Origin of the sequence: Cellvibrio sp. PSBB006 (assembly GCF_002162135.1) — a bacterium.
Lineage (GTDB): Bacteria > Pseudomonadota > Gammaproteobacteria > Pseudomonadales > Cellvibrionaceae > Cellvibrio.
The window spans coordinates 439,986-452,122 of record NZ_CP021382.1 but is presented as its reverse complement, the minus strand read 5'-3'; the positions used below and the strand labels follow the sequence as shown (position 1 = coordinate 452,122).

Sequence of the window (12,137 nt, the reverse complement as noted above, 5' to 3'; positions counted from 1 at the left end):
GCAGGCAATTAGCGCCCCCTCCTGACGATATTGTTAGGTATCGTCACGTAGAGTTAGCCGCAAGAGCCAGGCTCTTGCGTCACGATCAGGCATAATCGCGGAACAACTTACGGAACACACTCGGGGAAAGCCCTGTCCAGCGCTTGAAAGCGTTGGTAAAGCTCGTGCGATCAGAAAAATCAATGCCTTGGATACGGTATCCACACTCATATGCTCATCAATTAAATACTTAATGGCATAATGGAAACGCATGCTATCACGCAACTGGGCAAAATTAGCTTGCTGTTGTTGCAGACGGCGTTGCAGTGTCCTTTTTGAAAGGTTGATGTCTTCGGCTATCTTATCGATCGATAGCTCAGCGTGACCAACACGCTGTTGCAGTGCATCCATGACACGCGCAGACACCCCTTCGCAAGAAGGTATTTTTGCCATATCCAGATACTCTTCATAAGATCGAATATGCGATCCATCAAAAGCATTTTCGGAAGCGGCATCGTTGTTGCGGTATATACGTTGTAACTGAATCATACAGGCCTCTCCTTCTGCCAAACTAAGCTGGGCATTTATTATCGAACAAAGTGTTTGCACACCGATTGAGAGAAACAAAAAATTTAACTTCGATTCCTCCCTGCACAAACTTAAGCCTACTTTCCGTGTGCACTCATTATAGGCCAATACTGGCAGATACAAAGTCCATCTCGTAAATATTTCCTGTTTAAAAGCTGCGTAAGATCACACAATTCTAAATCCGTTTTTTAAAAGTGCTCTTTGATGTAAGCAATGACTTCCTGATCATGAGTTTTCGTATTTACCTTGCTCATGATATAACGCAAACATCCGTTTTTATCAACAAAGAAAGAAGTTCGTAATATACCCATAAACTCCCTTCCCATAAATTTTTTCAAACCCCACACGCCGTATTTTTCTGCAACGGCGTGATCCTCGTCGGCCAACAAATCAAAGTTGAGATCGTATTTATCAATAAACTTTTGTAACTTTTTTGGGTTATCCGGACTGATACCCAAAACAACTGTATCGAGATTTGCCAATTCGGTTTTCGTGTCACGAATACCACAAGCCTGGGTAGTGCAACCCGGTGTTGAAGCCTTTGGGTAAAAATAAATCACTACATTCTTTTTACCCTTAAAATCTTTCAACGAAACATTTTCGCCGGCCTGATTTTGAAGCGTAAAGGCCGGAGCCAATTTACCTATTGCTGGAAACGTCATGAGCAACTCCAATAAGATTTTATTCGATCTATCCTTGATATAAAGGTGTTATAGCTCAATTGACATTACCATTATCGACCCGTTGCCGATGGCCAATGAACGCACATTCACCTGCATCCGTGCCTATGTTTAAACGATTACGCCCGAGCGTTTTCGCATCATACATTGCACGATCTGCAGAACGCAAAAGCGTTTCCGAGTCGTTACCGTGGTCCGGGAATACGCTTATACCAATACTGGCACTGATACGAGACAAACTATCCGGCGGACTGGCCTGGTTTGATAACGCGCTGAGAATTTTCAGCGCAACCTGCTCCGCATCGGTTAGCGCCTGAATGTTTTCCAATATCACCACAAATTCATCACCAGCGAGTCGGGCAGCGGTGTCCGTTTCGCGAATGCTGCCTTGAATACGGTTAGCGACTTCTATCAATAATCGATCACCGGCTTCGTGACCCAAAAGATCATTCACTTGCTTAAAGTGATCGAGATCAATAAACAACAGTGCCAACTTCTCATTCTTTCGCCGCGCACTTTGCAACGAGCGGGTAAAAGTCGCATTGAACATGTAGCGGTTGGCTAGACCTGTTAATGGATCGTAGTTTGCCAACACCCTGAGATTTTCTTCTGTACGCTTCCGCTCAGTAATGTCAGAAAAAATCGTAACGTAGTGAGTCAAATTGATAAAATCGTCGTACACACCATAAACCGCCAACTCTTGCGGGTAGTGACTACCATCGATTCTCACCCCTAAAGCTTCACCACGCCACTCCATACGGTTGTTAATCTGCATTTTTATAACTTTATGGAATTGTTCTGAGGGGATTTCGGCATGTTGGAAAATATAGCTCCGGCCAACCACGACATGTTCCTGCTGACCACTGATCTGACAGAAGGCCCGATTAGCAGCGAGAATCCTGAAATCCTTGTCCAGCATCACAACCGCATTCTTGGTACATTTAAAAGCAGTTGAATAAAGCTTTAACTGCTGCTCGGACATTTTGCGTTGCGTCACATCGCTGACCGTGCCAGACATACGTGCCGGCGCACCATGATCATCCCACTCAACAACACTGCCACGAATCTGAATCCATCGATATCCGGAATCATCATCCTGTTCGGGAATACGATATTCACCTTCAAAAGAGGAGAGCTCTCCTGCTGCAATCCGCCTGAAATATTGTTTGGCTTGTTCGGCATCCTCAACAAATAGTCGTTTAAGCCAAAGCCGGTTATCAGCAGCCAATTCTTCGGGCTTCACATCAAGAATGTTGCAACAATTGGGATCAATGTATGAATTGTTCTCTTGAATATCCCAATCCCACACCCCTTCCCCACTACCGCGCAACGCCAGGGATAAGCGCCGCTCGCTACCAATAACATTGTGTTCACGGAGAAGAATTTTTCCCAGCATATGGCGAATACTGCGGGAGAGAATGTTGATTTCCGCAATATGGGTATTGGGCTCAGCGTGCAGATTATCCGTACTTGCACTTAATTGGGTGTTCGCAATCAGATGCGTTATTGGGCGCGCTAGCTGATCTTTTACATAACGGGTGGTGACATAAACCAAACCGATAGTGCCGCCTATACAAATACCCAGGAAAATCAGCAGCACGGATATGGACGGTCGCGCGCTCCCCAGGAGATACCAGTAGGCAAGAACAACTCCACCCAAAAATGCGAACAATCCGCCACAAAAGCCGATCAGAGTACGCCGGAGGAAGTTGTTAAGGGTTATCAGTTGCTCAGTTTTTTTCACACGCGCCCTGCGAAGAAATGCATTCTACAAATGGCTGGGGTAAGCCACCTTGCCACCTTGCTGTAATACTCCAGAGGTAACTATGTACAGGCCGGAAAGATTTTGAGTCAATCGTTATAGGTCGTTAGTCGCGCGGCGGCTGATTAACAGCGCGGCATAATCCCCGCAACATGTCGCATGGATCAACAATAGACCATACTTCCACATCTGTCGAGCTGACATATAAGAGAACAATATCAATACACTGTCTGTGAAAAAGTGTTCACTCTTAGCGCTTCCCGGCCTTCATCGGCCGGTCGATCCCAATAGCGCAGCCTTTTCTTCCGGTGTTACCGCAGCGCCCGCCGTTTTTTGTTCGGGGACGGGATGGGCCACGCGATTGCGCCCCTGATGTTTTGCTTGATACAGCCAGGCGTCAACCCGTCGCAACAGACTATCCGCCGTACCACCACACATCGGCGTATAGGTATCTACGCCCGCACTGAGTGTAAGCAGTACGGGCTCGTTATCTTCGATGGCTATCGGTGCACTGGTAAGCGCCTCTCGCAACCGCTCTGCAACCTGTACCGCCTGCCCCAGCTCAGTGTCCGGCAGAATAATGACAAACTCCTCTCCACCAAAACGGCAAGCCATATCCAACTTGCGCACGGTCTGCGCTATCAATCGGCTGATATGCCTCAAGGCAGTGTTGCCGGCCTCATGACCCAATCGATCATTAAATAATTTGAAGTGATCTACATCCAACAGGATCAACGCCATGGTCTGACCCGAACGACGGGTCCGCTCCATTTCTATCGCAATGACTTCATTAAAAAAACGAAAGTTATATAACCCGGTCAGTGCGTCGGTACGATTCTGCTCGTTTAGGCGGACAACTTCTTCGCGAAGTTGAATAATTTCACGGAGATAGCCGCACGCTGAATCGCCGTTAGGACATTCAACTCGCGCAGTGGAATTATTCGTATTTTCTTCGCGAGCGTCGCTGTTCATGAGTGAGTATTCGTTTGGTTATTCTCGGCGCATATTATTGTGCAAAGTGACCCCGATTTAACAGCCAATCGAATAAAAAGCGAAGGGGAACGACAAATATTTCTTCGGACAACGTTGACCAGATCCATCCATGACGCTTCCTTGCGTTAGTTCTGAAATCCAGCAATCAAAATAAAGATTTATCTGATCAGCTAATCGCGAAAGATTTTTACCAGATCACCATAATGATCAATTCGGCGGTCGCGCAAGTATGGCCAGATTCGCCGAACGTGTTCACTGCGTGCCATGTCCACCGCAACGACTTGGGTTACTTCGCCGTGAGTATCCGCCTGGAACAAAAATTCGCCCTGTGGGCCGGCAACAAAACTGTTGCCCCAAAAGTTTATTCCCGCTCCACCGGCGGGATCGGCTTCATGACCTACACGATTTACACTGATAACCGGAACCCCATTAGCAATGGCGTGCCCCCGCTGGACCGTTATCCAGGCCTCCCGTTGACGCCCCTGCTCTGCTCTGTCATCGTCCGGGTTCCAGCCAATAGCGGTGGGATAAATCAGCAACTCGGCACCAGCCATAGCCATAAGCCGCGCGGCTTCCGGAAACCATTGATCCCAACAGACCAATACACCCAGCTTACCCACCGAGGTTTGAATAGGATTAAACCCCAGGTCTCCCGGCGTGAAATAAAATTTTTCATAAAATCCCGGATCATCCGGAATATGCATCTTGCGATATTTGCCTGCGATGCTGCCGTCTTTCTCCAACACAACCGCCGTGTTGTGATGCAAGCCGGTTGCTCGCTTTTCAAACAGCGAAGCGACGATCACCACACCCAGTTCCCTGGCAAGCGCACCCAGCGCGTCAGTGCTCGGACCGGGAATAGGTTCCGCGAGGTCAAAAGCTTCCACCTGCTCTTGCTGACAGAAATACAAACCGCGATGCAATTCCTGTAGCACAATCAATTGAGCACCCTGCTGCACAGCCTGACGAATTTCGGCCATGGTTTTTTGCAGGTTTGCGGTGGTATCCGCACTACAGCTATGTTGAATAAGCCCGACGTTTAACTGGTTCATAACGGCTCAAGAACTCCTTCAGGTAATTGCATGGTGATACAGTGCAAGCTACCACCCTGTTCAATCAAGGTTGCGCAGGGAATGCCCAACACATCGTAGCCGGGGAAAGCTTGGGAAATCTGTTCCAATGCATCCTCATCGGCCATACAGTCATAGATGGGCACCAGCACGGCCTCATTCAGAATCAAAAAATTGGCATACGTTGCTGGCAATCGTTGGTTTTCGTCATTGGCTATCGCGTGGGGCCAAGGCAAGGGAATGAGGGTATACGGTTCGCCATCCGCGTCCGTCATACCGGCCAGCTCGGCCTCCATCTTCTTCAGTTCTGCATAATGCTCATCGGCCGGATCATCACAAGCAACATACACAATCACGTTGTTCGGGCAGAGCCGCGCCAGGGTATCAATATGACTGTCGGTATCGTCACCGGCCAAATGTCCGTGTTGCAGCCAGTTGATCTTGCGTACACCAAAAGCTTCTTTTAAACGTGTTTCAATTTGGCTCTGTGTCAATTGGGGATTGCGATTAGCATTGAGCAAGCAGGAAGCCGTGGTAAGTAATGTGCCTTTGCCATCCGTTTCAATGGAGCCGCCTTCCAGGACCCAATCCTGCTTTTCATAGGCAGCGGCAGCGAAAGCGCCCTGCTCAAAAAGGTTGCCGGTGATCTGGTTATCGAGGTCATGCTTAAACTTGTTCCCCCAGCCATTAAATTGAAAATCGAGCAGCTTCATGCCGTCCGCCGTTTCAACGGTAAGCGGACCGAAGTCCCGCGCCCAGGTATCGTTGGTTGGGGTTGGGTAGAGATAAATGTATTCCATGGGCGCATCCATCGCCGCGAGACGCGTGCGAATGTGATCCAACTCCTCGGCCGGTGCGGCAATCACCAGGTCAGCATAATCGCAAATAACCGTAGCCAGGGCCTCGTAGAGCTGGGTCACGTCCTCCAGAATCCAGTCCCAATCGGTACCCTTATGCGGCCAGGAAAGAAGTACTGCATCCTGGGGTTCCCATTCGGCGAGAAGGCGTTGGCCAGCCATAGTCATACCTCGGTGATATATATAAAGAAGCAGGTGCCATATGGGCACCCGAAGATGGGCGGGCATTATAGCCCAGAATTACGCGATGACTGCCAGTAAATGAGAAGACTTATCATTAGCTGGACTTACTATTGCTGGATGATGGTTTCCTGAGCTGGCAAAGGGATAACATCGTCCGCGCTACCTGCTTTCTGGCGACTGTCTGATGGGGCTTCCGGGCCGACTTGCACGATGGCGGAAAGCGCGCGCATGGTTTGTCGCCCTTGGTGATTGACCGCCACCTGCATATGGATGTAATAGCGCCCCGCTTCTGCCGCCAGCAAACGCAACGGCATACTGTAATGACCTGTTTCGCTCAACGAAAAGGTGTAGTGAGTTTCTCCAGCCACAACATGGAGTCCATCGCTACCAGCCAAGGTGACAGTCATATCGCCTTCACTGTAAGAGGCTGCCAACTCCAGGGTCACATCAGCATCAACACCCGGCTCAAGTCGGTGCACGATATTTTCGCGCAAGCTTACCTCTGCACCGGGTTTGCCGTGATGAGTTTTATAATGATCCGTTGAGTGTTTTAGGGTTGCTTGTGATTGCTCGACTATTGGGCTTTTATCCGCCTCAAGCTGCGTTGTGGTTGATTCATTACTGCATGCAACAACAAACATGCTCATCAACAACCAGGAACAACCGTACATTTTCCTAAACCAATACATTTTCCTAAACATAGCTACCTCAACAGTTAACTTAGCTATTGCGATCAATTTATTGACGCGCGATAAAGACATTAAAACAGGTGGTAACATCGCTTGAACGATTGACGTTTTCATAGTCGGCAACTTCAACAATATGATCACCTGTTTCCAACGTCACTGTTTGCAGTTCCACGTTATTGGTTGTGGATGCACCTTCAGCCACCACCGCACCACGCGAATAAATCACAAAGTCCGGGTCACTTTGCGTGACGAAGTCACCACCGGATCGCTCAACGCGCACGGCATAGTTACCGCGCTGGGTTATCGATAAACGCAGAAATTGGTAGATACCCAACTTATTGTAATCAGTGTGTTCCGAAGTACTGCATACATTTGTCGGCGCTCCACCTACTGCCAAGGTTTTATAAACCGGCAAGTTAATACTGTTACTACCACTGTTGGTTTCGTCATCGGCATATTGGTTTACCGCATTAATATCCTGCTCATAAAGAAGGCTCTCAAACGCATCGCGGTGTGCTGGATAACGCGCAAGAAGGCGCTCAGCAAATAAAAATATCGTTACCAAACTCTCTGCGTTGACATAAGAATTATCCGTCAACGTGGAAAGAATCGGTGAGAAGTCCTTGGCGGTTTTGTTGGTGCTACTCAGGAAATAATTATATAAAACCGACTCAACAGAAGCTTCACTGTACCAGCCCTTTGTGGGATGATTTTTTTCGCCCACATCATACATAAAACTGTTGGATTGGTTGAAACCGCTGCTGTCCCGATAGATAGGATCATCCAGCATCATCGCCGCAAATGCATTGGCGAAGCCTTCGGAAAAGGCAACGCGCATATCGAGGTAATCAGCATATTGATGGGGGCCGCCAATAGAATCAGAGCGCGCTAACGCATCTTCAATGTAATGGCCCCACTCGTGAACAACGACATGGCTATCAAATTCGTCAGTGTCCTGATTGGCTTCACCGAGAATATAAATCGCATCACCCCAATAAAAACTGGTGCCAATCTCACCGAGAGCAAGATCTCCTTCGGCCGTGTTATTTTTAACACTCCAACGAAGTTGTAAGGGCGGGAAATTGCCGTTGTATCCGGCAGTGACAAATTGTTGCAAGCCGGTGTAGACAGCATCAAGAATGGCGAAAGGGCCGGCAGGACGTGAGCTGATGTAATCGCCACTGTCCCAGCCAGAGGGTGCATGCAAATTGCGTATTGAATTACTGTCACCGACGTTCGCTTCATTGCCCACCAATGCATACAACCGGTTGTTCGCTGTGTTGTCATTAACTGTCATGTTCCAGCTTGGAGCTTGATCGCGTTTAAGTTGCGCTTTCACCTGGACCTGCAAAACAGTATTTGCCTCAACGGTTGTACTGTAGAACCCATTATCATCCGTTGATGTTGTTGCTAAAACGCCATCTGAACTCACCAGCTCCACAACCGCTCCGCGAACGGGTCTGGCTTCAGTCGATGAGTAATCGAGCCCAATATGATTTTCATTATAAGGAATAAAATCGTAAGTGACTGTGCCGCTAACAATGACCGGATTAGCAACACTCGCCGAAGAGGAGCTGTTTGCGCTGGAGCTTGACGAACTGCGCGGAACCAACGGATTCGAGGAACCGCCCCCACCCCCACCACATGCACTCAGCAATAACATCGATAAACATAAAAACAGGATAAGACGTGCGCTAATTGCATTACTACCGGAGCTGAGACGCATACATAGCCTCTGAAGAATAAGATGAGAGCGAGGAAGCTTTTTCTTTATGATTTGCCGTGAGCATAGCGAAAAACCTCCCCGATGCCCATTAAATTATCCACCTTTATGAGGCAGACGTTAACTGTCACTCATGGTCAACGTAAATTAATTCCTGTGTTGCAAACCCCAGTCCACCGGCTGCTTTCACCAGGTTATCCACGATCGACTGATCCAGATCCGGTGTGCGTGCCAATATCCACAAATAGGAGCGATCGGGGCCGCAGACCATGGCGTACTGGTACGCCTCATCCAGGGCAATAATGTTGTACCCACCATAAAAGGGGCCGAAGAAAGATACCTTTAGCTGACCGATGTTTTTATCACCCACAAAGTATGCCTTTCCTGTTGCTTCATCCCACTCCTGCTTTTGGGTATCAAAGCCGCGATTCACTACCTTGATACCGCCGTCATCACGCAGGCTGTATTCGGCGGTCACCTGTTGCAGCCCCCGTTCAAATGAATGGTCCAACCGCGCAATTTCGTACCAGGTTCCCAGGTAGCGATTGACGTCGAAGTCGGTAACCGGCTCGATATTTTCCGGCAATTGGCTACAGGCTTGCAGTAAAAGCACACTGGTTATGAACAATAGGGCCATAAACTTTTGCATCATATTTTCCTTATCGTTTTCTTACCGTTTAGTTATAGAAGGTTTCACTGCACGCCTTGCAGAATATTCGTAGATGTCCACGCAGACAGATCAATCACAAATGAATACCCATACCAAAAGCGGGTACATTGATTCGGTCTTGCAAATTTGTCTGTACAGCCTTTACATAACGTATATGTTTTCCGCAGGCGCGCGTAAATGGCTGCAAAAGCCTGCCTGGCACAGCTATAATCGGTTGCAATTTCGCGGGCAATGACAGGTTGTTGAATGTTACAAAGTATTTTGTTGATTCTACTGGTGATCGGGGCCTTCTGGGGTTACCGGAGAATTGCGCATCTGGGGCCGAAAGAGCGTCGCAAAATTCTGTTGCGTAGCGCTGTCGGGGCATTAATCCTGATGCTGATCATGATGGCGGTCACCGGCCGTATGCATTGGGTTTTTGCCGTCATCGGCGCGTTGATTCCCTTTATGCGAGGCTTATTGGGCATAGGCTTGCAGTTCTTACCTTTTTGGCTCAAGTACAAAAATCGCCAGCAACCGGACCCAGGGCAAGAGCGCCAGCAGACGCAAAGCCCTGTGCAGTCGTCAACAATGGACGCCAAAGAGGCACAGGATATTCTGGGTCTTAAGGGCGACATTCATCGTGGAGAGATAACCGCAGAGATGGTTAACGACGCTCACCGCCGATTGATCCAGAAGCTGCATCCTGATCGCGGCGGCAATGATTATCTGGCGGCCCGCGTTAACCTGGCTCGGGACTTATTGTTAAAGCGCATTGAAAAGTCCTCGTAGGCTATACCGCAACCACTAATCCTTTTTCCCCATCACGTGGATATATCGACCAAGGGAACGGTATGGTTCCTGACGCGATAAAGCCAATTCCAGAGCAACCAGCTCTTCCGGCGAACGCTCACGCTGCTGCCCATCCAGAATGTAGTCGTGGAACACGCGTATACCGCTGCGCGTCACAACCGTCAGCGGCAATTCCGCCAACCAGGCATCAACCTGCTGCGGCTCCAGCGGATTAATAGGTGTCAGGCTACCTTTGGCTCCACCAAAATCCTGCGCGATAATTTTTTTAAAATTGGTTCGCAGTAAATTTTTAAAGATCAATCCGTGACGATTGTAATAAGTCAACGACAGCCATCCGCCGGGTTTGATGTATTGACACAAATGCGGCAAAAGCGATTGCGGTTCTGCCATCCACTCCATGACAGCATGGCATAACACCAAATCGAACTGATCATCATCCAGGTGCGCGCCCAGGTCCTGAATGGCACAATGAATCAGCGTAACCTGCTGCTGAAGTCCTGCATCCTCAACCTGCTCGCGTGCAAGCTTTAGCATTTCAGCGGAGATATCACACACCACCACCCGATGTCCCGCTTTCGCCAAAGCTAATGAAAATTGTCCCTGGCCACCACCGGCATCCAGTATGCGCAGAGACGTTTCTGCAGTAAGGACATGAGGGATGTATTCCGAAAAATCACGTTGCAACACGGCGAGACGCACAGCACCTTTTAAACCGCCATAAATATTTTTTTTGAAGCGCCCCGCCAGATCATCAAAGTTGCGGTCTTGCGATGCATTTTGTTTAGCCATGGATTTACATCACCTTGAAATAAGCGATTGCTAACGCGTTGCGTTTTTATTAATTTTTTGCGCGATGGCGGTCGGCATATCAATGTCGAGTCGCACACATAGCTCTGTCAGGTACATAACAATGTCCGCGACCTCATCGGCAACCCGGTTTTTAGCATCCTGATCGTCTTTAAGCTGTTGCGCTTGCTCATCCGTTAACCATTGAAAAATTTCCAATAGCTCCGCCGTTTCCACGGCCACCGCAGCGGCGAGGTTTTTAGGCGTGTGGTATGCTTGCCAGCCCTTAGTCGCCGCGCGCTGACGGAATGCCTGATTTATCTCGGTCAGGTCAAGTGTGTGATTTTTCATGAATGATTTCACCTTAAACAAACACAGCTGCATTATGTCGAACACTACCAAACCCTGTGCGACATCCACTGAATCAACCACAGGAAAAAGCTGGTACGTTTATATGATTCGCAGTTCCGATAACCAGCTCTATACCGGCATCACTACAGACATCCAGCGCCGGTGGCGAGAGCATAGCACCGGCAAAGCCGGGGCGCGTTATTTTCGTGGTCGCAAACCGGGCAGCCTATGCTTGTTGGAAACCCACCCTGATCGCAGCAGTGCCAGCAAACGCGAAGCGGCAATCAAACAATTATCCCGCCAAACCAAAGAACATTTGCTGTTGCAACAAACGGCTGAACAACAGCTCCGCCTCAGCGAATTCAATACGATTTTCGATCATGCCGACCAAGCCTGAGCGCCGTTATTGTGCGCACTGCCAGCGCCCCTTGCGCACGTGTTTGTGTCCTTGGGTTACCCCGTTAACCAACCTGACGGAAGTGGTCATCCTGCAACACCCGCTGGAAACGCATAACGCAAAAAATACGGCGCGCTTACTTCACATGAGCTTGCACAACAGCGAGACGTTTGAAGGCGAACAATTTGCTGATGATTTTTTAGCCACGCTGTTGAGCCGGGAAAGCAAGACCAATCTACTGCTATATCCGCCAACGCCTGCAGAAGATTCACTTCAACTGCTTGCACCAGCGCCGTTACCGGCCTTGCCACCGCCAGAGCAAATCCGCCTGATCGTGATTGACGGTACCTGGCGAAAAAGCCGGAAGATGCTGTACCTCAACCCTCCCCTGCAAGGCCTGCCGCGCGTGTCATTAGCCGATTGTCCTCCATCGGCCTACGCTATCCGTAAAGCGCAAAAAGACAATCAGCTTTCCACACTGGAAGCAAGTTGTTACGCTTTACAGCAATTGGAAAATTCACGGGTGGATTACGCTCCGTTGTTAGCAGCGTTCGAAGGATTTGTGCGACAACAGCAGGCGTTTATGCCACCCCGACATTGAATTATTTTCAGTCATT

Annotated in this window: 14 protein-coding genes; 3 read left to right on the top strand and 11 right to left on the bottom strand. The window is 48.9% G+C overall.

The window, feature by feature from the left end; genetic code table 11:
- Window positions 1–33 precede the first annotated feature (33 nt).
- The 9 genes from CBR65_RS02020 to CBR65_RS01980 all read right to left on the bottom strand — a co-directional run bounded on the left by CBR65_RS02020 (window position 34) and on the right by CBR65_RS01980 (window position 9,173).
- Complete coding sequence (locus CBR65_RS02020; RefSeq protein ID WP_232461316.1) at window positions 34–528, bottom strand: AraC family transcriptional regulator; 495 nt, start codon at window positions 526–528, stop codon at window positions 34–36.
- Window positions 529–755: 227 nt separating this feature from the next.
- Window positions 756–1,229: a thioredoxin-dependent thiol peroxidase gene (gene bcp, locus CBR65_RS02015; RefSeq protein WP_087465312.1), complete on the bottom strand. Its 474-nt coding sequence runs from the start codon at window positions 1,227–1,229 to the stop codon at window positions 756–758.
- Window positions 1,230–1,284: 55 nt separating this feature from the next.
- Entirely contained in the window at window positions 1,285–2,643 is a 1,359-nt protein-coding gene (locus tag CBR65_RS02010) for a sensor domain-containing diguanylate cyclase (RefSeq protein ID WP_157671947.1), read from the bottom strand.
- A 633-nt stretch (window positions 2,644–3,276) separates the two neighbouring features.
- Window positions 3,277–3,981 (bottom strand): GGDEF domain-containing protein, encoded by a 705-nt coding sequence (locus CBR65_RS02005; protein ID WP_087465310.1) that lies wholly within the window; start codon window positions 3,979–3,981, stop codon window positions 3,277–3,279.
- 191 nt (window positions 3,982–4,172) lie between these two features.
- Entirely contained in the window at window positions 4,173–5,054 is an 882-nt protein-coding gene (locus CBR65_RS02000) for a carbon-nitrogen hydrolase (RefSeq protein ID WP_087465309.1), read from the bottom strand.
- Window positions 5,051–6,091, bottom strand: coding sequence for an agmatine deiminase family protein (locus tag CBR65_RS01995; RefSeq protein ID WP_198300856.1), 1,041 nt, complete (start codon window positions 6,089–6,091; stop codon window positions 5,051–5,053). The genes CBR65_RS02000 and CBR65_RS01995 overlap by 4 nt, the downstream gene beginning before the upstream one ends.
- Window positions 6,092–6,219: 128 nt before the next feature.
- Window positions 6,220–6,783 carry a hypothetical protein gene (locus CBR65_RS01990; RefSeq protein ID WP_087465307.1) on the bottom strand — a complete coding sequence of 188 codons (564 nt, stop codon included), beginning with the start codon at window positions 6,781–6,783 and terminating at the stop codon, window positions 6,220–6,222.
- Window positions 6,784–6,850: 67 nt separating this feature from the next.
- Entirely contained in the window at window positions 6,851–8,527 is a 1,677-nt protein-coding gene (locus CBR65_RS01985) for a hypothetical protein (RefSeq protein ID WP_087465306.1), read from the bottom strand.
- 124 nt (window positions 8,528–8,651) lie between these two features.
- Window positions 8,652–9,173: a lipocalin family protein gene (locus CBR65_RS01980; RefSeq protein ID WP_087465305.1), complete on the bottom strand. Its 522-nt coding sequence runs from the start codon at window positions 9,171–9,173 to the stop codon at window positions 8,652–8,654.
- Window positions 9,174–9,440: 267 nt separating this feature from the next.
- Between CBR65_RS01980 and CBR65_RS01970 the strand changes: the two genes are divergently transcribed.
- The gene (locus CBR65_RS01970) at window positions 9,441–9,965 is read left to right on the top strand and encodes a hypothetical protein (RefSeq protein WP_087465303.1); all 525 of its coding nucleotides are present in this window, start codon (window positions 9,441–9,443) and stop codon (window positions 9,963–9,965) included.
- Between the two features lie 15 nt (window positions 9,966–9,980).
- Here the strand turns inward: CBR65_RS01970 and CBR65_RS01965 are convergent, their stop codons facing one another.
- Together CBR65_RS01965 and CBR65_RS01960 are read right to left on the bottom strand one after the other, a co-directional pair.
- A complete protein-coding gene (locus CBR65_RS01965) occupies window positions 9,981–10,775 on the bottom strand; it encodes a methyltransferase domain-containing protein (protein ID WP_087465302.1) in 795 nt (264 codons plus the stop codon).
- Between the two features lie 30 nt (window positions 10,776–10,805).
- A complete protein-coding gene (locus tag CBR65_RS01960) occupies window positions 10,806–11,123 on the bottom strand; it encodes a MazG-like family protein (protein ID WP_087465301.1) in 318 nt (105 codons plus the stop codon).
- A gap of 103 nt (window positions 11,124–11,226) precedes the next feature.
- On the opposite strand from CBR65_RS01960, the gene CBR65_RS01955 reads away from it, so the two are divergent.
- Together CBR65_RS01955 and CBR65_RS01950 are read left to right on the top strand one after the other, a co-directional pair.
- Window positions 11,227–11,520: a GIY-YIG nuclease family protein gene (locus tag CBR65_RS01955; RefSeq protein WP_087468871.1), complete on the top strand. Its 294-nt coding sequence runs from the start codon at window positions 11,227–11,229 to the stop codon at window positions 11,518–11,520.
- Window positions 11,504–12,121, top strand: a complete 618-nt coding sequence (locus CBR65_RS01950; protein WP_087465300.1) for a tRNA-uridine aminocarboxypropyltransferase — start codon at window positions 11,504–11,506, stop codon at window positions 12,119–12,121. The genes CBR65_RS01955 and CBR65_RS01950 overlap by 17 nt, the downstream gene beginning before the upstream one ends.
- The last annotated feature ends 16 nt before the right edge of the window (window positions 12,122–12,137 follow it).